General features: G+C 67.9%; 17 protein-coding genes and 1 pseudogene. 11 read left to right on the top strand and 7 right to left on the bottom strand.

Annotated elements, in window-relative coordinates; genetic code table 11:
- Positions 1–48: 48 nt before the first annotated feature.
- Both ACOAMO_RS14465 and ACOAMO_RS14460 read left to right on the top strand, forming a co-directional pair.
- Positions 49–285, top strand: coding sequence for a hypothetical protein (locus ACOAMO_RS14465; RefSeq protein ID WP_420175438.1), 237 nt, complete (start codon positions 49–51; stop codon positions 283–285).
- Positions 285–518, top strand: coding sequence for a helix-turn-helix domain-containing protein (locus ACOAMO_RS14460; RefSeq protein WP_420175437.1), 234 nt, complete (start codon positions 285–287; stop codon positions 516–518). The genes ACOAMO_RS14465 and ACOAMO_RS14460 overlap by 1 nt, the downstream gene beginning before the upstream one ends.
- A 55-nt stretch (positions 519–573) precedes the next feature.
- Here the strand turns inward: ACOAMO_RS14460 and ACOAMO_RS14455 are convergent, their stop codons facing one another.
- Positions 574–1,038, bottom strand: a complete 465-nt coding sequence (locus tag ACOAMO_RS14455; protein WP_420175436.1) for an SRPBCC family protein — start codon at positions 1,036–1,038, stop codon at positions 574–576.
- A 109-nt stretch (positions 1,039–1,147) separates the two neighbouring features.
- Here ACOAMO_RS14455 and ACOAMO_RS14450 point away from each other — a divergent pair, with 109 nt between their 5' ends.
- Entirely contained in the window at positions 1,148–2,467 is a 1,320-nt protein-coding gene (locus ACOAMO_RS14450; RefSeq protein WP_420175435.1) for an MFS transporter, read from the top strand.
- A gap of 57 nt (positions 2,468–2,524) precedes the next feature.
- On the opposite strand, the gene ACOAMO_RS14445 is transcribed toward ACOAMO_RS14450, so the two are convergent.
- The 4 genes and pseudogenes from ACOAMO_RS14445 to ACOAMO_RS14430 all read right to left on the bottom strand — a co-directional run bounded on the left by ACOAMO_RS14445 (position 2,525) and on the right by ACOAMO_RS14430 (position 8,451).
- The gene (locus ACOAMO_RS14445) at positions 2,525–3,793 is read right to left on the bottom strand and encodes a cytochrome P450 (protein WP_420175434.1); all 1,269 of its coding nucleotides are present in this window, start codon (positions 3,791–3,793) and stop codon (positions 2,525–2,527) included.
- 170 nt (positions 3,794–3,963) lie between these two features.
- On the bottom strand, positions 3,964–4,458 hold the full coding sequence (locus tag ACOAMO_RS14440; protein WP_420175433.1) for a beta-class carbonic anhydrase: 495 nt from the start codon (positions 4,456–4,458) through the stop codon (positions 3,964–3,966).
- Positions 4,459–4,640: 182 nt separating this feature from the next.
- Positions 4,641–6,999 (bottom strand): annotated as a pseudogene (locus tag ACOAMO_RS14435) (DNA gyrase/topoisomerase IV subunit A); the annotation flags it as partial.
- 402 nt (positions 7,000–7,401) lie between these two features.
- The gene (locus tag ACOAMO_RS14430; protein ID WP_420175432.1) at positions 7,402–8,451 is read right to left on the bottom strand and encodes an App1 family protein; all 1,050 of its coding nucleotides are present in this window, start codon (positions 8,449–8,451) and stop codon (positions 7,402–7,404) included.
- Between ACOAMO_RS14430 and ACOAMO_RS14425 the strand changes: the two genes are divergently transcribed.
- The 6 genes from ACOAMO_RS14425 to ACOAMO_RS14400 all read left to right on the top strand — a co-directional run bounded on the left by ACOAMO_RS14425 (position 8,450) and on the right by ACOAMO_RS14400 (position 15,202).
- Complete coding sequence (locus tag ACOAMO_RS14425; RefSeq protein ID WP_420175431.1) at positions 8,450–9,082, top strand: DUF5998 family protein; 633 nt, start codon at positions 8,450–8,452, stop codon at positions 9,080–9,082. The genes ACOAMO_RS14430 and ACOAMO_RS14425 overlap by 2 nt on opposite strands.
- A gap of 5 nt (positions 9,083–9,087) precedes the next feature.
- On the top strand, positions 9,088–10,230 hold the full coding sequence (locus ACOAMO_RS14420) for an alkaline phosphatase family protein (protein ID WP_420177063.1): 1,143 nt from the start codon (positions 9,088–9,090) through the stop codon (positions 10,228–10,230).
- Positions 10,231–10,235: 5 nt separating this feature from the next.
- Positions 10,236–10,919, top strand: a complete 684-nt coding sequence (locus ACOAMO_RS14415; protein WP_420175430.1) for a thymidine kinase — start codon at positions 10,236–10,238, stop codon at positions 10,917–10,919.
- The gene (locus ACOAMO_RS14410) at positions 10,906–11,706 is read left to right on the top strand and encodes a sulfurtransferase (protein WP_420175429.1); all 801 of its coding nucleotides are present in this window, start codon (positions 10,906–10,908) and stop codon (positions 11,704–11,706) included. The genes ACOAMO_RS14415 and ACOAMO_RS14410 overlap by 14 nt, the downstream gene beginning before the upstream one ends.
- Before the next feature lie 129 nt (positions 11,707–11,835).
- Entirely contained in the window at positions 11,836–14,601 is a 2,766-nt protein-coding gene (aceE, locus tag ACOAMO_RS14405; RefSeq protein WP_420175428.1) for a pyruvate dehydrogenase (acetyl-transferring), homodimeric type, read from the top strand.
- Between the two features lie 223 nt (positions 14,602–14,824).
- Positions 14,825–15,202, top strand: coding sequence for a DUF3052 domain-containing protein (locus tag ACOAMO_RS14400; protein WP_420177062.1), 378 nt, complete (start codon positions 14,825–14,827; stop codon positions 15,200–15,202).
- Between the two features lie 81 nt (positions 15,203–15,283).
- On the opposite strand, the gene ACOAMO_RS14395 is transcribed toward ACOAMO_RS14400, so the two are convergent.
- Positions 15,284–17,077: an ABC transporter ATP-binding protein gene (locus ACOAMO_RS14395; RefSeq protein ID WP_420175427.1), complete on the bottom strand. Its 1,794-nt coding sequence runs from the start codon at positions 17,075–17,077 to the stop codon at positions 15,284–15,286.
- A 97-nt stretch (positions 17,078–17,174) separates the two neighbouring features.
- Between ACOAMO_RS14395 and ACOAMO_RS14390 the strand changes: the two genes are divergently transcribed.
- Positions 17,175–17,966, top strand: a complete 792-nt coding sequence (locus ACOAMO_RS14390; protein WP_420175426.1) for a nitrilase-related carbon-nitrogen hydrolase — start codon at positions 17,175–17,177, stop codon at positions 17,964–17,966.
- Between the two features lie 61 nt (positions 17,967–18,027).
- Here the strand turns inward: ACOAMO_RS14390 and ACOAMO_RS14385 are convergent, their stop codons facing one another.
- Entirely contained in the window at positions 18,028–18,720 is a 693-nt protein-coding gene (locus ACOAMO_RS14385; protein WP_420175425.1) for a slipin family protein, read from the bottom strand.
- Positions 18,721–19,064: 344 nt separating this feature from the next.
- Here ACOAMO_RS14385 and mgrA point away from each other — a divergent pair, with 344 nt between their 5' ends.
- Complete coding sequence (gene mgrA / locus ACOAMO_RS14380) at positions 19,065–20,057, top strand: L-glyceraldehyde 3-phosphate reductase (protein ID WP_420175424.1); 993 nt, start codon at positions 19,065–19,067, stop codon at positions 20,055–20,057.
- Positions 20,058–20,064: the final 7 nt, after the last annotated feature.

Here is a 20,064-nt window from a genome sequence, read left to right as displayed (position 1 = left end):
GAGGCAGCACCTGTCGGCCAAGTTCCCCTCACGATCTTCGACGGGGGAGTGGCGCGACGGGTCGCGGCCATCCGCTGGCTGTTGATGGTCCTCGCCGTGGTTCCCTACGGTCTGCGAGTGCTGGGCTCCAACTGGGCCCTCGGCGGGCTGGATGCAGGCTTGTCCACGTCCACCCGGGTGGGGGACATGTTCATCCCGCTGTTCGGCTTCTACCTCTGTCTGGCCTTCGAGCTCGTCCTGCGTCGTGGGGCGGAGCTGCAGGGTGAGCTCGACGAGGTGATCTGATGCCGGCCGACGAGCATCGCGTCGTCTGTCACATTGACGAGCTTCTGGCCGCCCGTGGGATGACGCTCACCGAGCTGGCCGAGCGTGTCGGCCTGAGCGTGGTGAACCTGTCCATCCTCAAGAACAACCGGGCCAAGGCCGTGCGCTTCACCACGCTGACCGCCATCTGCGATGCGCTGGAGTGCACCCCGGGGGAGCTCTTCACCCTCGAAGGGACGCGCGAAGGGACATGAGAGTGCCCGGCCCCCTCGGGGAGCCGGGCACTCTCATGTGGCGACAACGGCAGGATCAGCCGAGCACTTCGGCGATCTTCGCGAGCGAGGCGTCCAGGTTCGACTCGATGGCGAACTTCTCCTTCGCCAGCGCCTGGACCTGCGGATTGGCGATCTCGCTGGGGTCGTAGGTCAGCGAGAGCTTGGTCGTGGTGGCGTCGATGGGCTCCAGCTCGTAGAGCCACTTTGAGCCAACCTCGACGTCGCTGGTGAGGTTCTTCAGGTTCTGCCAGCCGATGACGCGGTCGTCGACGAAGGCGAAGACCTTGTTCTCGGTCTGGTACTCGGAGCCGTCGCCCTTGACCATGTTCATCCGGAAGGTGTCGCCCACCTGCTTGAGGCGCTCGCCCTTGTCGGTGGAGACGACCGAACCGGCCGGATCGGTCTCGTTGTGACGTGCCGGGTTGCTCAGCAGGTCGAAGATCTCCTGCGGAGTGGCATTGATCTCGCGGCTTGCAGTGGTCTTGGCAATCTCGGTCATGGCTCCACGCAACCACGTCCCTGGCGCCATCCCAAGCACTTACGCGGTTGGCGGACAATGCGTGGTGGCCTTCGGCCTGGCTGACGCCGCCGCAGGATAGCGTCGGGGCGTGACCACTCAGGAGCACCCAGCTGCTCGGCCCCTCGCGACGGGCGCCCTCGACGAAGCCTCCGCCCCGCGCCGCGTCGTGGCCGCCTGGAGCGCCTACGACTTTGGCGGCAATGCCTTCAACACGGTGATGTTGAGCTTCGTCTTCTCCGTCTACGTCACCGGCACGGTGGCCGACGACAAGGCCCACGGCCAGATGGTGTGGTCGAACTTCCAGACGGCCGCCGGCCTCACCCTGGCGCTGCTCGCCCCGCTGATGGGGGCTTGGGCAGACCGGGTGCGGCAACGCCGCCTGCTGTTGGCCGCCAGCACGCTGGTCACCGTCGGTTGCATGGCTGCCTGCTTCTTCGTGAAGCCCGAGAACTCCTACCTGCTGTTGGGGGCCGGACTGCTCTCCTTCGCCAGCGTCGCGCAGGACATCGCGGGGGTCTTCTACAACGGCATGCTGCCGCACGTCTCCACCCCCGCGACGATCGGCCGGATCTCGGGGACGGCGTGGGCGCTGGGCTACCTGGGAGGCGTCCTGTGCCTGGTGGCGGCACTGTTCGGCTTCATCCTGGAGGGCGGCATGCTCGGCCTGCCCACCACCGAAGCCTTCAACGTGCGCGCGGTGGCGCTGTTCTGTGCCGTCTTCATGCTCGCCTTCAGCATCCCGGTGATGATCCTGGGGCCCGACGGTGAACCCCGGCCCGGGCCCCGCTTCAGCGTTGTCGGCGCCTATCGCGACATCGGCCGACGCCTCGCGCACATGTGGCGGGACGAACGGGGCCTACTGCACTTCCTGGTGGCCGCCGGCATCTACCGCGACGGTCTCAATGCCGTCTTCGCCTTCGCGGGCGTCATCGCCGCCAGCGCCTATGGTTTCAGCCCCTCCCAGGTGATCTACTTCGGGCTCGCGGCCAGCGTCTCGGCAGCCATCGGCACTTGGATCTTCGGTCGGCTCGACGACCGTCTGGGGCCACGCCCGGTGATCATCGGCAGTCTGCTGGCCATCATCGCCCAGGGCCTGGCCATCGTGGTGGCGAACCAGAGCGCCGTCTTCTGGGTCTGCGGCATCCTGATCGCCTTCCTCGTGGGGCCCGTACAGTCGGCCAGCCGCACCCTGTTGACGCGCATCATCCCCGCCGGTGAGGAGAACGAGACCTTCGGCCTCTACGCCACGGTGGGGCGGGTCGTCAGCTTCATCGCCCCCGCCCTGATCGGCGTCTTCACGGCCGCCTTCGGCGCCCGGTGGGGGATCATGGGGATCGTGGCCACCCTGGTGATGGGGCTGGCCGTCTTCCTCCCGCTGCGCATCGTGGGCGTGACGCACCGGCGCTGACGTGGCGAACCAGCGCCGGTGCATCGTGCCCCTGTGGCAGGCTCCGTGCGTGGAGCCTCAGCGGCTCACCGAGGTGGGCAGTGCGCCGTCCTTCGGCGCGGTGGGCATCCGGGTCATCGACCAGTCCTGGTCGGCCGGCATCTCCATCGTCAGCTGCGCCAGCTCGGCGACGGTCAGCGCCAGCTGACCCACCGCAATCCATTCACCGGGGCAGCGGTGGCCGGTCTCGGCGGTGCCACCACCCTGCGGGATGAAGTGGTCGGACTCACGGTGCGACGGATCGTCCAGGAAGCGCTGCGGGTCGAAGGTGTTGGGGCGCTCCCAGCTGGCCTCGTCGTGGTTGGTGCCGTAGAAGTCCAGCAGGATCTTCTGGCCCTTGCGCACCTGCTGGCCCTCGAAGACGAAGTCCTTCCGGGCGGTGGCCGGCAGCAGGGGGACGAAGGGGAAGTGACGGCGCACCTCCTCGGCGAAGGCGGTGGCCACCGGGCCCTCGATGGTGGTGCCGCGCTCGCTGGTCTCGGCGCGGATCCGGTCACGCCACTGCGGGTGCTCGGCCAGTGCGACGGCGGCGAAGGCGGCAAAGCGCGCCACCGCGATGGTGGGACGGATCAGGTTCTGCAGTTCGACGCCGGTGAGGTGGTCGTCCATGGTGGACCCGTCGGCCTCCACGTGGTCCAGCACCATCCGGAAGGGCGAGTCATCGGCCACCTCGATCTCACCAGCCCGGGCCTTGCGGACCTGCTCGGTGAACCATTCGTCCATGGTCTCGCGGTCCTTGCGGGTCCGCAGCCAGGCCGGCCCCACCACGGCGAAGCCGTCGACGATCTCGGCCTGGGTGGTGGCGATCCAGTCCAGTGTCTGGTCGTCCACCTGCAGCCCGGCCCACCGCACGATGCTGCGTCCGTAGACCAGCACCGCGGCGTCGTAGACGCTGAGCTTCTCGCCCTGCAGCCACAGTTCGACGATCTTCTGCCACTCCTGCTGGGCGTCGGCCAGCAGGGCGTCGACGCGGGGACGGTCCATCGCTGCGCGGATGAACATGGCCTTGCGGACGCGGTGCTGGTCACCGTCCAGACCGTGCACCGACCCCTTGCCGAACAGGCCCCCGCCGACCACCTTCGGCATCGCGCCGCTGCGCTGGATGCGGTCCTGGTCGTAGAACAGGCGCACCCCCTCCTCGCCGTTGACCAACAGTGCCTGGCTGCCCAGCACCTTGATGGGGAGGCGACGCGAAGCCTGCGCATCGCTGCTGCCGGCTCGCAGACGGGTGGTCCACAGGTAGCCCTGGGTGACGAAATCGAGTGTTCGGTCCTTGGATGCGCTCATGTCTCCACTGTTGGTGGTGGAGCCTGCCCGGATCAAGGGATGGGCCTGCGCCGGCAGCGAAACGGCCCCGTCGACGCGGTGAACTGGGCAACAGTTCACCGGGACGGGGCCGTCGTTGTGGCAGAGCGTCGCTCAGGGGTCGGGGCGTCGCTCAGGGGTCGGGGCGTGGCTCAGTAGACGTGGCTGAGCCGGCCGGTGTCCACGTCGTAGAGGAAGCCACCGATCTTGGTGCGCGGCTTGATCGCCGGGTGCGAGCGCAGCAGGCGCGTGTCGAAGTCGAGCGTGCGGTCCTGCTCGGGGTTGGCGCCGAAGGTCATGCCGCGCAGGTCCATCTTGCTCACCTCGATGATCTTGTCGGCCACCTCCTCGTCGGTGCCCGAGGCCATGGCGCAGCGGGTGTGCTGCACCACCATGATCCGGTTCACGTTCAGCAGGTGCGATCCGACGATGCAGCCGGTCAGCACGTCGGGGGTGACCCGACCACCCGGGCTGCGCAGGATCTTGGCGTCGCCCAGCTTCAGGCCGAGCATGCTCAGCGGCTCGATGCGCGAGTCCATGCAGGTGATGACGAGCACGCCAGCCCTGGCGATGCCGTCGAAGCCCCCGTCGTGGAAATCCTCGGCATAACGATCATTTGCTTCCAGCAGGTCGTTGAAGTCACCCATGGGAAGAAACCTACTCCTGGCGAGCCCGTGACGCGCCGATGACCAGCATGGAAAATCCCCAGCCGCCGCCACCGGTCGGGGTCAGATCAGCGTGTCCTGGTCATCGGAGTCCTCGGCCACCTCGTCCTGGCGGTCCTCGGCCTGGTCTGCGGCATCGCCCGCGCCGGTGCGACGCCCCAGCGCCCGCGTCGAGACCGCGGCGATGGGCTGGGCACTGGGGATGCCCGAGCCATCACGCCGGCCGGTGGCCGGGGGCAGATCGACGGCGGCACCGCTGGCGGCGCAGGCCACCGCGGGCTCCGGCCCGGCCCAGGCAAGCACCAAGGCATCCTCACCGCGCAGGAAGCGATGACACCGCACACCGCCGGTGGCACGCCCCTTGGCGGGGTACTCATCGAAGGGACTCACCTTCACCGAACCGGCCTCGGTGCCGGGGATGGCATCGGAGGATCCGGAGACCGTCACCACCACCGAGCCCTGGGCGGGGGCCGCACCGAACCAGATGGCGTGGGCGTCCTTGCCCAGCTTGATGCCGGCCACACCGCCGCCGGCACGGCCCTGAGAACGCACCGCACTGGCGGCGAAGTGCAGCAGCTGCGCGTCGCTGGAGACGAAGACCAGGTGCTGGTTCTCATCGCCCAGCTCCACCGCCCCGACCAGCTCGTCCTTGGGCGCCAGCCGGATGATCTCCCAGGAGTCCTTGTTCAAGACCTCGGGATTGACGCGCTTGACCACGCCCTGACGGGTGCCGACTGCCAGGCCCAAGGACTTCTCGTCCAGGCTGGTCAGGGCGATGGGACGTTCGTCCTTGTCGAAGGCATAGAGCTCGGTGGCACGGGAACCGCCCTTGAGGTTCGGCGAGCTGGCCGTGGGCACCACGGTGGGCAGTTCGATGGCCCGGGCCCGGATCAGCCTGCCCCGGTTGGTGATCACGCCGAAGTCGGCACGGCTGGTGGTGCGGATGGCGCTGACCACCACGTCGTGCTGCGCTCGGCCGCCCCCGATCGAGATCTCGTCGGGGGTGTCCATCCGGGCCAGCAGGCCGGTGGCGCTCATCATCACCCAGCAGGGCGCATCGGGCACCTCGAGCGGGGTCGCCTGCGCGCCGGTGACCTCACCCGAGCTGGCCAGCAGCACGGTGCGGCGCGGATCGCCGTAGGTCTTGGCCACCTCCGCCAGCTCGTCGCTGACCAGGGCGGCCAGCACCTCACGGTCCTCGATGATCTCGGTGAGCCGGGCGATGGTCTGCTCCAGCTCCGTGCGTTCCTTCTCCAGCTCGATGACGCTGAACTTGGTCAGGCGCCGCAGCGGGATGTCGAGGATGTCGTTGGCCTGCACCTCGGTGAGTTCGAAGGCCTCCATCAAGCGGGTGCGCGCCTCGTTGGCATCGTCGGAGCTGCGGATGATGGCGATGACGTCGTCGATGTCGACGATGGCCAGCAGCCGGCCCTCGACGATGTGCAGCCGGTCGGTGGCCTTGCCCAGCCGGAACTTCGTGCGGCGCAGCGTCACGTCGAAGCGGTGCTGCAGGTAGACCTCGAGCAGGTCCTTGAGTCCCAGCGTGCTGGGCTGGCCGTCCACCAGGGCGACATTGTTGATGCCGAAGGAGTCCTGCAGCTTGGTGCTCTTGTAGAGCTGCTGCAGCATCGCCTCGGGATTGATGCCGTTCTTGACCTCGATCACCAAGCGCGTGGGGTTGTTGATGTCGGAGAGGTCCTTGATGTCGGCGATGCCGGTGATCTTCTTGTTCTGCACAAGGGTCTTCACCTGCTCGATGATCTTCTCGGGGCCCACCGTGTAGGGCAGCTCGGTGACCACGATGCCCTTGCGGCGGGGGCTGACCTGCTCGATGCGGGCCGTGGCGCGGATCTTGAAGGAGCCGCGGCCGGTGGCATAGGCGTCGGCGATGCCGTCCAGCCCGATGATCTTGCCTCCGGTGGGCAGGTCCGGGCCGGGGATGAAGCGCATCAACTCCTCGAGGCTGGCCTCGGGGTGCTTGATCAGGTGGCGCAGCCCCTGCACCACCTCCACCAGGTTGTGTGGCGGCATGTTGGTGGCCATGCCCACCGCGATGCCGGTGGCGCCGTTGACCAGCAGGTTGGGGAAGGCCGACGGCAGCACCGAGGGTTCGGTCTGCTTGCCGTCGTAGTTCGGCTTGAAGTCGACGGTGTCCTCGTCCAGCCCGGCGGTCATCGCCATCGCCGAGGGGGCCATCCGGCACTCGGTGTAACGCATCGCGGCCGGGCCGGCATCCAGCGAACCGAAGTTGCCGTGCCCGTCCACCAGGGGCAGGCGCATCGACCAGCTCTGCGCGGTGCGCACCAGTGCGTCGTAGATCGCGGTGTCACCGTGCGGGTGCAGCTTGCCCATCACCTCGCCGACGACGCGGGCACTCTTGACGTGGCCCTTGTCGGGGCGCACGCCCATGTCGTCCATCGAGTACAGGATGCGGCGCTGCACCGGCTTGAGACCGTCGCGCGCATCGGGCAGGGCGCGGGCGTAGATGACCGAGTACGCGTATTCGAGGAAGCTGGTCTCCATCTCGCTCGAGACGTCGACGTCGACGATCCGCTCGGTGTAGTCCTCGTCGGTCTCGTCGGTGGAACGGGTCTTCCTGGTCGCCAAGGCGGGATGCTCCTTCGGGTCTTGCGTGACCCCACATTTTCACCGATGACGGGCGCTCGCCTCGCACGGCGCGCCGGGACGGCCCGTGCGGAGGCGGTGGATGAGCGGCCCAGGGCGGTGAAGGGGCCGGGGACATTGATGATTTGGGGAAATGGACGGTCTGAGGAACTGGACGATCTTGGGGAGTGGGCCCGCACTCCGAGGACGCCTGAGGCCCGGCGCGGAAAATCCCGTCAGAAGTTGGTCGAAAAACGCGCGCCAAGGAAATTTGAACGTGTCCAACGCCGTATGAGGCCAACTTCTGACGGGCATTGCCGTTCAGTCTGGGTTCTGGGCCAGCACGGCCTGCAGTTTGGGCCACAGTTCGTCGCCGTCACGGCCGCGCACCTCGGGCGCCCGCTGTGGACGCCAGGCCAGGTGGTCGTCGTCGCTGAGCACCGTGGTGGAGCCGTGGGCCAGCACCTGCTCGGTCATCGACAGCTCGCGAATCGCGATCGCGCGCACCCGGTCGGGTTGGAGTTCGGCGAACTCGGCATACAGCCCGGGGTCATGCTGGCCGTCGTCACCCACCAGCACCCAACGAATGTTGGGGAAGTCGCGCGCCAGCTCGCGCAGCGAGAGCCGCTTGTGGTCGGGGCCGCTGCGGAACCAGCCGGTGTGGGTGGGGCCCCAGTCGGTCAACAGCATGGCGCCCTTGGGGAAGCCGTGCCGGGTGAGGAAGCGGTTGAGGAAGGCGTGGGTGTTCCACGAGCCGGTGGAGACATAGATCACCGGGGCGCCGGGGTGCTCGGCCAGCATCTGCTGGTACATCCGTGCCATGCCGGGAACGGCACGTCGTCCCTCCTCGGTGACGACGAAGGAGTTCCAGGCCGCGATGAACAGTCGGGGCAGCGAGGTGGAGATGACGGTGTCGTCCAGGTCGCTGACCAGGCCGAAGGTCTCCTCGCTGCTGACCACCTGGACGGGAACCTTGGAGACCTGCCCGTCTCCGGTGATCACCTCGGCCTCGTGCACACCCGGCTCGAGCCCCTCGATGGTCAGCCGCATGTCCACATAACCACCGCGGTCGGCGCGCACCTGCATGCGCGAGCCCTTCATCTGCACCGTCACCTCGGCGCGGGGCACCGGGGCGCTGAGGAAGTTGCGCCAGCCTCGTTGTTGCAGGAATCCCTCGGCCGCCTGACCCAGCTGGCTGCGGGCATCGCGCGGGGTGAGCACCACCCGGGCCAGCACCCGGATGTGGTCGCTGGTTCCGTAGCCGACGTAGGGGATCACCGTCGGGCGCCAGGAGGCCGTCTCGAGACGCCGGTTGATGCGCGTGCGGGCAAACTCCTCGGCGCGGGCTCCGAGGAATGGTCTGGTCGACATGCGTCGAACTGTACCGACATGGGAGCATGGCCGGGTGAATGCCTCCTGTCTGCCCGCCGAGCTACGGGCCCAGATCGCCGACTGCGGCTACTTTCCGGAGTTCGTCACCGACTCGGTGGCGCTGGCGCTCGGAGACGAGCAGGTGGTGACCCACCTGGTGCACCACGAGGCCACCTTCGCCCACGACGAGATCCATCGCCACGTCACCGTCCTGGTGGTCACCGACACCAGACTGCTGGTGGTGCACACCGACGACGGTCCGGCCACCGACGCGCTGGGCCATCCCACCCCCAGCGACCGGGCCGTGACCAGCTGTGAGGCGATGCCGCTGCGTTCGGTCTCACAGGTCTCGCTGAGCCGCGTGGTCTCCCGCCCCCAGACCTTCGGCACGCCCGGGTCCGAGGTGGTCGAGACCTGGCTGACCCTGGGCTGGGGCACGATGCGCCGCATCGACCTGGAACCGGCGGCCTGCGCCGACCAGTCCTGCACCGCCGACCACGGCTATTCCGGCAGCGTGGTGGGGGACGACATCACCGTGCGGATGAGCGTCACCGCCGACGGTGCCGAGCAGGTGACCCGCCTGGTGAGCTTCGCCACCACGCTGCAACAGCTGGTGGGGGCCCAGCGGTGAGCCAGGTGCAGATTCCCGACGACTTCATCCTGCCGCGCTACGGCCACTCGGCGCTGAGTGACCTGCTGCCCAGCATCGGGGCGCACCTGGGCGTGCCGGGCTGCGATCGGGACGTGCTGGGCCTGCCGTCGGCCGAGTCCTATGTGGTGCTGCTGGTGGACGGCCTGGGAGACCAGCTGCTGCGCCAGAGCCTGCAGCACACCGAATACTTCAGCGAGGTCTACGGCGACGCGGTGCGGCTGACCAGCGGCGTCCCCTCCACCACGGCCACCTCGCTGACCTGTCTGGGCACGGGACTGGTGCCGGGGCAGCACGGCACCGCCGGCTATTCCTTCCGCGCTCCCGGATGCAGCCACGCGATGAATGCCCTCACCTGGGAAGGAGGCCCCGACGACCTGCTGGGCTTCCAGCCCAAGGCCACCATGTTCGAACGCCTCGCGGCCGCCGGGGTGACGGTCACGTCGGTGGGTCTGGAGCGTTTCGCCGGCTCGGGGCTGACCACCACCGCGCTGCGGGGCCCCCGCTTCGTCGGCGTCGACGAACTGGACCACCCTGCCCGGATCGAGGCCAGCGTGGCCGCCAGCCGGGAAGGCTCCCGCAATGTCGTCTACGTCTACGAGCGCACCCTGGACCACACCGGGCACGGCAAGGGCGTCGCCTCGCAGGAATGGCTGGACGCCCTGACCAGCATCGACGGTTTCGCCGCCCAGCTGCGCGAGGCGCTGGATGACCAGGTGTGCCTGCTGGTCACCGGCGACCACGGGATGATCGACGTGTCCGCCGAACGCCACGTCCTGGTGGAGGACAGCCCCGCCCTGCTGCAGGGCGTCGACGTCTTCGCTGGTGAGGGCCGCTTGCGTCAGTTGTGGACCAGTGAACCCGGCGCGGTGCAGCGGCGGTGGGAAGCCGAGCTGGGGGAGCGTGCCCTGGTGGTGAGCCGGGTGCAGGCCGTCGAGGCCGGTTGGTTCGGCCCGATGGATGCGAGCCTTCGTGATCGCTTCGGCGACGTGCTGGTGGCCATGCGCGACGACTGGGCCGTCATGACGCGCGCACTGCCGCGCGAACTCGGCCTGGTGGGGCAACACGGCTCGTTGACTCCCGCCGAGATGCAGGTGCCGCTGCTCGTCGACCACCCGGCGAGTTGGTGAGGCCGATGGCAGAACTCGTCTTCTTCACCGGGCCGATGGACTGCGGCAAGTCCACCCTGGCCCTGCAGATGGACTACACGCAGAGCTCGCATGACCGGGTGGGGCAGCTGTTCACCCGTTTCGACCGTGCGGGCGAGGCGGTCATCACCAGCCGCATCGGCCTGTCGCAGGCCGCCACCGAGGTGGACGACCAGTTCAGTTTCCTGGAGCACGTCGTCGGCCACCTGACCGCCGGCGGGCGCCTCGACTACCTGATCTGCGACGAGACCCAGTTCTTCCTGCCCGCCCAGGTGGACGAACTTGCCCGCATCGTCGACGAGCTGGGCATCGACGTGTTCGCCTTCGGCATCCTCAGCGACTTTCGCACCGAGATGTTCCCCGGTTCCAAGCGACTGGTGGAGCTGGCCGACCGGGTGGAGCGGCTGCAGGTGCAGCCGTTGTGCTGGTGCGGCCAGCGTGCCACCCACAATGCCCGAACCGTGGACGGGGTGATGGTCGTGGAGGGCAGCCAGGTGGTCGTGGGCGACGTGGCCGAAACCGAGGAGGCTTCCGGACGGCCGGGCAGCGTGGTTCGCTATGAGGTGTTGTGCCGACGACACCACCGCCAGCAGCTCACCAAGAAGCGTTCGGCGCAGCAGCTGCGACCCGACCAACTTCCCTTCCAGGAGGGCGACGATGACCAGGCATGACGTGCTGATCGACGCCGTCGAGCTGCGGGAACGGATGCGGCAGCCGGATGCTCCACTGGTCGTCGACGTGCGCTTTCGCTTGGGCCAGCCCGACTGGGGACTGGCCCAGTACCGCGCCGCTCACGTGCCCGGGTCCGTCTTCGTCGACGTGGAGCATGAGCTCTCGGCACCACGGCCCGATGGGCGGGGTGGACGCCACCCGCTGCCGAGCCAGACCGACTTCCAGCAGGTGATGCGCCGGGTGGGGCTTCGTGTCGGCCAGCCGGTGGTCGCCCTCGATTCCGGCGACTGCATGGGTGCCGCCCGCCTGTGGTGGCTGCTCCGGCACCACGGCCATGACAGGGTGCGGGTGCTGGCGGGAGGCATCGAGGCCTGGCGGCAGTCCGGGGGAGAGCTCACCCAGCAGCCGGTGCAGGCCGCCGAGGGTGATTTCGTGGCGCTTCCCGGTCGCCTGCCCGTGGTCTCCTCCGACGACCTGCCGGGGATGCAGGATGCCGGGCACCGTGTGGTCGACGTCCGCGCCGAGCAGCGCTTCCGCGGCGAGCATGAACCGATCGATCCGGTGGCCGGCCACATCCCCGGCGCGGTGAACCTGCCCGCCGACCAGGTGGGCCAGCGCATCGGGGAATTGCGGGAGGGCGACGTGCTGACCTGCGGCTCTGGCCTGACCGCCACCCGAGTGCTGTTGGCCGGCCAGGCCGCCGGCGTGGACGGACTGTGGCTGCATGCGGGGTCGTGGTCGGACTGGATCACCGATGACACCCGTGAGGTGACTTGTGAAATCTGACAGACTGGACCAGACAGCTGCAGGCAATTGACAATGCCCCGACCGTGACAAAAGTTTGCGGTGGGTGGAAGATGAACCGAGCGGCACCGCGGTGTGCGAGGTGACGTTCGGAAACAGAAAGGACGCAGCGTGATCCCACGCGAGGAACCGGGCCCGATCATCAACGGCCTGCCCACGAATCTCCCCGACGCCGATCCGCAGGAGACCGCGGAGTGGTTGGAGTCGCTGGACGGCATCATCGATGCGGAGGGCCGCAACCGGGCCCGTTACGTGATGCTGAAGTTGCTGGAGCGTTCCCGCGAGCGCCAGATCGGCGTTCCGTCGCTGACCAGCACCGACTACGTCAACACCATCCCCCCGTCGCAGGAGCCGAGCTACCCCGGCGACGAGCAGCTGGAGCGCGGCTACCGCCGCCTGCTGCGTTGGAATGCCGCCATGACGGTGCACCGCGCCCAGCGTCCGGGCATCGGTGTGGGTGGCCACATCGCCTCCTATGCCTCCGCGGCGACCCTCTACGAGGTCGGCCTGAACCACTTCTGGCGTGGACAGGACCACCCCGGTGGCGGCGACCAGATCTTCTTCCAGGGCCACGCCAGCCCCGGCATGTACGCCCGCGCCTTCCTGGAGGGCCGCCTCAGCGAGGCCGACCTGGACGGCTTCCGCCAGGAGAAGAGCCACATCGTCGACGGCAAGATCCGCGCCCTGCCGTCCTACCCGCACCCGCACCAGCTGCCCGACTTCTGGCAGTTCCCGACGGTGAGCATGGGCATCGGCCCGATGAACGCGATCTACCAGGCGCAGTTCAACCGCTACCTGCACAATCGCGGCATCAAGGACACCTCCGACCAGCGCGTGTGGGCCTTCCTGGGCGACGGCGAGATGGACGAGCCCGAGTCGCGCGGCATGCTCCAGCTGGCCGCCAACGAGGAGCTCGACAACCTCACCTTCGTCGTCAACTGCAACCTGCAGCGCCTCGACGGACCGGTGCGCGGCAACGGCAAGATCATCCAGGAGCTGGAGGCCTTCTTCCGCGGTGCCGGCTGGAACGTGATCAAGGTCATCTGGGGCCGTGGTTGGGATCCGCTGCTGGCCCAGGACACCGAGGGCGCCCTGGTGAACCTGATGAATGCCACGCCCGATGGCGACTACCAGACCTTCAAGGCCAATGACGGCGCCTACGTGCGTGAGCACTTCTTCAACAAGGATCCGCGCACCGCGGCGATGGTTGCCGACTGGAGCGACGAGGAGGTCTGGAACCTCAAGCGCGGCGGCCACGACTACCAGAAGGTCTACGCGGCCTACAAGAGCGCCACGGAGTTCACCGGCGCGCCGACCGTGATCCTCGCCCAGACCATCAAGGGCTACTTCTTGGGCACGCACTTCGCCGGTCGCAATGCCACGCACCAGATGAAGAAGCTGGCGCTGGACGACCTGAAGGGCTTCCGCGACCGCCTGCAGATGCCGATCACCGACGCGCAGCTGGAGGAGAATCCCTACCAGCCGCCGTACGTGAACCCGGGCCCCGACGACGAGCGCATCAAGTACATGATGGAGCGTCGTCGTGAGCTGGGCGGTTTCGTCCCCGAGCGTCGACGCAAGGCCACCCGCGCGATCAAGCTGCCGGAGGAGAAGGCCTATGCCGGTGTGAAGAAGGGCTCCGGCAACCAGCAGATCGCCTCGACGATGGCCTTCGTGCGCCTGCTGAAGGACCTGATGCGCGACAAGGAGTTCGCTCCCCACGTCGTGCCGATCATCCCCGACGAGGCCCGCACCTTCGGCATGGACTCGTTCTTCCCGACGATCAAGATCTACAACCCGCACGGCCAGAACTACACCCCGGTGGACCACGAGCTGATGCTCAGCTACCGCGAGGCCAAGAACGGTCAGATCTTGCACCTGGGCATCAACGAGGCCGGTTCGATGGCGGCCTTCACCGCCGCGGCCACGTCGTACTCCACCCACGGCGTGCCGATGGTGCCGATCTACATCTTCTACTCGATGTTCGGCTTCCAGCGCACCGGCGACTCGATCTGGGCCGTCGCCGACCAGCTGGGCCGTGGCTTCCTGGTGGGTGCCACCGCGGGGCGCACCACGCTGACCGGTGAGGGCACCCAGCACATGGACGGCCACAGCCCGCTGCTGGCCTCCACCAACCCGGCCATCGTCAGCTATGACCCGGCCTACTCCTACGAGATCGCGCACATCGTCAAGGACGGTCTGCGTCGCATGTACGGCGAGGATCCCGAGGACGTCATCTACTACCTGACGGTCTACAACGAGCCGATCGTCATGCCGAAGGAGCCGGAGGGCATCGACACCGACGGCATCCTCAAGGGCATGTACCTGCTCAAGGAGGGCAGCTTCGAGGGAGTCGGCGAGGATGCTCGTCGTGCGCAGCTGCTGGCCTCGGGCGTGGGCGTCCCGTGGGCGCTGGAGGCGCAGGAGCTGCTGAAGAAGGACTTCGGCGTCGTCGCCGACGTGTGGAGCGTCACCAGCTGGGGTGAGCTGCGCCGCGACGGCCTGGAGTGCGACGAGCACAACTTCCTGTACCCGCAGGAGGAGAAGAAGGTTCCCTACGTCACGCAGCAGCTCGAGGGTCGTCCCGGCCCCGTCGTCGCGGTCAGCGACTACATGCGTGCGGTGCAGGACCAGATCTCCAACTGGGTTCCGGGCGAGTTCATCAGCCTGGGTGCCGACGGCTTCGGCTTCTCCGACACCCGTCAGGCTGCCCGTCGCTTCTTCCACATCGACGGTCCCTCGATCGCCGTGCGCGCCCTGCAGATGCTGGCCGCCAAGGGCGAGGTTCCGGCCGAGTGGCCGCTGCAGGCAGCGGAGAAGTACCAGCTGCTGGACGTCAATGCCGGTACCTCCGGCAACGCCGGTGGCGACGCCTGAGTCGCCCAACCGCCGAAGCACCAACGATGCCCGCCCCGGACTCTCCGGGGCGGGCATCGCCGTCGTGAGGGACTCCCACTACCACCTGTGGCCGCTGATCTGGCAGGCTTGGACCACGTAGGACTGCCGGGAGAGACCCGGCCAACCAGGAAAGTGGGAACTGACGGTGGTAACCGCGGCACAGCCGGGGCAGAAGGACGACACGGCCAAGCGCATCGCGCAGATGGGCGTCACAGAGGGCATGGCCGTGCAGGAGATCGGCTGGGACACCGATGTCGACGAAGACCTGCGCAACGACGTGATGGACGCCATCGATGCCGATCTCGTCGAGGACGCCTTGGAAGCGGTCGACATGGTGCTGCTGTGGTGGCGCGAGGACGACGGTGACGTCGTCGACGGCCTCGTGGACGCGCTGACCGACCTGGGCACGAAGGGGGTCATCTGGTTGATGACCCCCAAGGTCGGCCGCGACGGCTACATCGACCCGACCGAGCTGGCCGAGGGGGCCCAGACCGCTGGGCTTGCCCTGACCGCGCCGGCCAACCTGGCTCCCGACTGGCAGGGGCACAAGATCGTGCGTCCCAAGGGCGGCAAGAAGTAGCCCTCTCCCGCTGGCCAGCGGCGCGGCGCCGGGCCGGCTTGCCAAGCGGGATGCCGCAGGGTCCGGCGAAATGCCGCAGGTTCAGGCCGTGATGTCGAAGTCCTTGAGCTTCTTGCGGTCACGCTTGCTGCCCGACTGCAGGGCCAGCAGCTCGGCGTAGATGCCGCCGGTCTGGGCCAGCTCCTCGGGCGTGCCGATCTCGTCCACCTTCCCGTCGCGCAGCGTGACGATCCGGTCGACGCTGGCAATGGTCGACAGGCGGTGCGCAATGATGACGCTGGTGCGTCCCTGCATCAGCCGGTCGAGCCCTTGCTGCACCAGGCGTTCGCTCTTGGAGTCCAGGGCGCTGGTGGCCTCGTCGAGCACCAGGATCGGGGCGTCCTTGAGCATGGCGCGGGCGACGGCGATGCGCTGCTTCTGTCCGCCCGAGAGCTTGAGGCCGCGCTCACCGATCAGCGTGTCGTAGCCGTGCTCGAAACCCATGATGAAGTCGTGGGCATTGGCCTCGCGGGCGGCGCGTTCGATCTGTTCGTCGGTGGCATCGGGGTTGGCGTAGGCGATGTTCTCGCGCACCGTGCCGCTGAACAGGCTGGCGTCCTGGAAGACGACGCCCACGCTGCCGCGCAGCAGCTCGGCGGGGGTCTCGGTGATGTCGTGACCGGCCACCCTCACCTGTCCCGAGCGCAGCTGGTAGAGCCCGAGCAGCAGACTGACCAGCGTCGTCTTGCCTCCGCCGGACTCGCCGACGAAGGCCACCCGCTCACCCTGCGCGATGTCGAAGCTGACGCCGCGCACCACGTTGTCGCCGTCCTCGTAGCCGAAGGTCGCCTCCCGGAACTCGATCATCGGCTGTCCGGGCGCCAACTGCTTGCGGGCGCCCACCACCGGATCCGCCAGGCCCTCGCGCTCTTGGGCCTCGGCCATCACCTCGAAGTAGTCCTTGCTGCCCGCGATGGCGCGCTGTGCGGTGTCGACCAAGTAGCTCATCATGGTGGCCGGCTGCTTCGCCAGGTTCACCAGCTGGATCAGCAGCACCATCACACCCACGGTGAAGACACCTTGGATGGTTCGCACGAAGATCAAGGCATGGATGCCGAAGAAGATGAGGTTCATGGCACCGCGGCGGGCGGCGTCCATCGAGTGCCAGTAGCGCGACTGGGTGCGGGTCAAGCCCACCGTCGCGTCGAAGTGACGGCTGAAGCTGGCCAGCTCACGCTTCTCCTGCACGAAGGACTTCACCACGCGGATCTGCCCGATCACCTCGGCGAAGCGGCCACCGGCGATGTCGACGTGGGTGTTCTTCTCGCCTTCCAGCTTCTGCCACTTCTTGCTGGTGAGGGTGGTCAGCCACATGTAGGTGGGGAAGACCACCAGCAGCATCAGCGAGATCCACGGCGAGTACCAGGCCGTGATGGCCAGCGAGGCCACCAGGGTGAGCAGCATCGGGAAGAAGTTGTTGCTGGCGCTCTGCAGGAACTGGGTCGTCTCGGTGATCGATCGGTTCAGGCGACTGATCACGGTGCCCGTCAAGGCGGTGTCGTAGTAGCGCTGGGGGAGTGTCAGCAGTTTGTGGAAGTAGAGCTGGCTCAGCCGGGTGCGCAGCCGCGCCGCCATCACGTCACCCAGATATCCGCCGACATTGCTGATGATCGTGTTGGCCAGATCGGCCAGCAACAGGGCCACCGCGAGCCAGATCACCACGGACAGACCGCCGCCGCGACCCTGCAGGCTGGCAACCACCTCGTCGGTGGCCTCCTTGATGATGAAGGGGGTCAGCAGGGCGGTGCCGGCGGTCAACAGCGAGCAGATGATGATGCCCCAGTAGTACCAACGCAATTCCTTGACGGTGGTGAGGATGCGGATGAGGCTGCGCACACGTGCTCCTGATATTGACGATCGTCGATGGCCGGATCGAGTCTACGCCCACCCACGAGGAAGTGGTGGTGCGGTCCCGGCTGGCTAGGCTGCAGGCATGGACGGCAATCAGGTACGTGTGGCGCTGGCCCAGATCCGCGCCACCGATGACCCCGAGCAGAACCTGTCGCAGGTGAGCACGTGGACGGCTCGAGCCGCCGAGCAGGGCGCCAAGATCGTGGTCTTCCCCGAGGCGACGATGGTGCGTTTCGGTGCCAATCCGCGCAGCGCAGCCGAACGATGGGCCGAGCGCTGGGTGGCCGAACTTCCCCGCATCGCGCGCGAGCACGACGTGCTGCTGGCGGTGGGGATCTTCGTCCCGTCCGAGGACGGGCGGGTACGCAACCGTGTCGTGGTCACCGATGGGGCGGCGGTCCAGAGCCACTACGACAAGGTGCACCTGTTCGACGCCTATTCCACCAAGGAGTCCGACCACACCGAACCCGGTGAGCCCTACGTGCACACCGAGGCGCTCAGCACCCGGATCGGGCTGGCGACCTGTTACGACGTGCGCTTCGCGGATCAATTCACCCACTTGGGGCGGGAAGGATGCGAACTGGTCGTGCTGCCCACCGCCTGGGCAGACGGTCCGCGCAAGGCCGAACAGTGGAATCTGCTGGTGCGAGCCCGTGCGATGGACGCGCAGGCCTATGTGCTGGGCTGCGACCAGGCCTTCGATCCCGAGGCCAAGTTGAGCTTCGGGGTCGGCCGGTCGCTGGTCGCGGGGCCGCTTGGTGAGGTGGTGGCCGAGGCCGGGCCCGACGAGGAGTTGCTCCTCGCCGAGCTCGACCTGGACCTGGTGGGCAAGGTCCGCGAGCAGGTGCCGGTGCTGCGCGCCCAGCGCGACTGACTCACCCACGGCCCAAGCCCCAGCAGACGAGCCACCTGCAGACCAGCCACCAGCGGAACAGTCACCGGGTCATCGGGGTGGCATGCCTGGCATCGAGGTCACCCACGACCAGCGTCGACCCGTAGTGGGCCGCCTCCACCATCCGCAGGCGCGCCAAGGCAGGGTTGGCCTCCAGCAGCTTGGCGGCATTGGCCAGTGAACGCAGCGCGGCCGTCTCGGCCCGGGCCTCCTCGAGCTTCGCCTGACCGCGGTGTCGCGCCAAGACGGTCGCTGCGACGGCCTCCCGCAGTTCGGACGGAAGGCGCAGGTCCTTCACCACCAGCTGCTCGATGGTGATGCCAACCTGGGCAGCCACCGGGGACAAGGCTTCGCTCAGGCGGGCCAGGACCTCGGGATCGGTGCGGAGCGTCGAGGACAGCTGCTCGGCCTGGTGCCGCGCCAGTTCGTCACGCAGGGCCACTTGGGCGGCCAGGTAGACCAGGTCGAGGGGAGCGGCAGAGACCTCATGCCAGGCGACGGGGTCGATGATTCGCCAACGCAGCGCCAATGTCACCTTCACCGCGATGTCGTCGGCGCAGGGAACCTCCTGCGTCTTGAGCGTCAGCACCTGCACACCGGTGTCGACACTGACCAGGTCCCGTCCCCGGACGATGCGGTGCCGGCCCGGGCCGAAGGCCTGTTCGAGCCGTCCGTGACGGTAGCTGAGCACCGCCTCACGGCTTTCGACGATGACGTGCCTGAGCCTTCTCTTCATGGTCTTCGACCCCCTTCAAGGGTTGCTGTCAATGGAATGGATGCTGCAACCGGTCATCGCTTCGGGGAGGCACCGCCCGGGCCGCGACCGTGGCGGGGCGGGCCCTGCTGGTGGGAGCAGGGCCGCCACAAGGCCTTGGCCGGGGCTGTCCCGGGCGGTGCGTCGCGGTGGGGGACTCGAACCCCCGGATGCCAGAGCTGATCGGTTTCAGCCTGTCGCCGACGGCGATGTGCAGGACGCGAGCTTCCGGGATGTCCGGTTGCGCTGCCTGCCGGGGCGACCTGACAAGGATGCGGCTCCGTCCCCGCGGCGTGCAACCGATTTTTCGGGGGCACAATGGCGTCATGACCGGATACCTCGCTGCCCCCGACCGCTATGAACGCATGCCCTACCGCCGCTGTGGCAAGTGGGGTTTGAAACTCCCGGTTCTCAGCCTTGGCCTGTGGCACAACTTCGGTGATCTGACCAGCGGTGAGACGCAGCGCGCGGTGGTGCGTACCGCCTTCGACGCGGGCATCACCCACATCGACCTGGCCAACAACTACGGCCCGCCCTACGGCCAGGCGGAACTGAACTTCGGTCGGCTCTTCGCCGACGACCTCAAGCCCTACCGCGACGAGCTGGTCATCTCTACCAAGGCCGGTTACGACATGTGGCCCGGCCCCTACGGTCAGGGCGGTGGCAGTCGCAAGTACCTGCTGTCCAGCCTCGACCAGTCGCTGACCCGGATGGGGCTGGACTACGTCGACATCTTCTACAGCCATCGTTTCGACGCCGACACGCCGTTGGAGGAGACGATGATGGCGCTCGACCAGGCGGTGCGCAGCGGCAAGGCCCTCTACGTCGGCATCTCCTCCTACAGCCCGGACCAGACCCGCGAGGCCAACCGGATCGCCACCGAGCTGGGCACCCCGCTGCTGATCCACCAGCCCAAGTACTCGATGCTGGACCGCTGGGTCGAGGACGGCCTGGTGGACGAGTGCGAGCACCAGGGCATGGGCATCATCGCCTTCAGCGCGCTGCACCAGGGAATCCTGACCGACCGCTACCTCGACGGCATCCCCGCCGACTCCCGTGCCGCGCGCACCCCGCACCTGGCCGAGCAGATCGACCAGAGCACCCTCGAGACGGTGCGGGCCCTCAACGAGATCGCGCACGAGCGCGGGCAGAGTCTGGCGCAGATGGCACTGGCCTGGGTGCTGCGCGACGAGCGGGTCACCTCAACGCTGGTCAGTGCCAGTTCGCTGGCCCAGTTGGAGCAGAACCTGGCGACCCTGGACCGATTGGACTTCGCCCCGGAGGAGCTGGAACGCATCGACCAGGTGCTGGCCGGCTGAGGCCCGC

This window comes from Luteococcus struthionis, assembly GCF_048595755.1.
GTDB lineage: Bacteria > Actinomycetota > Actinomycetes > Propionibacteriales > Propionibacteriaceae > Luteococcus.
The sequence above is the reverse complement of the archived record's forward strand: the minus strand, read 5'-3'. Positions and strand labels throughout refer to the sequence as shown.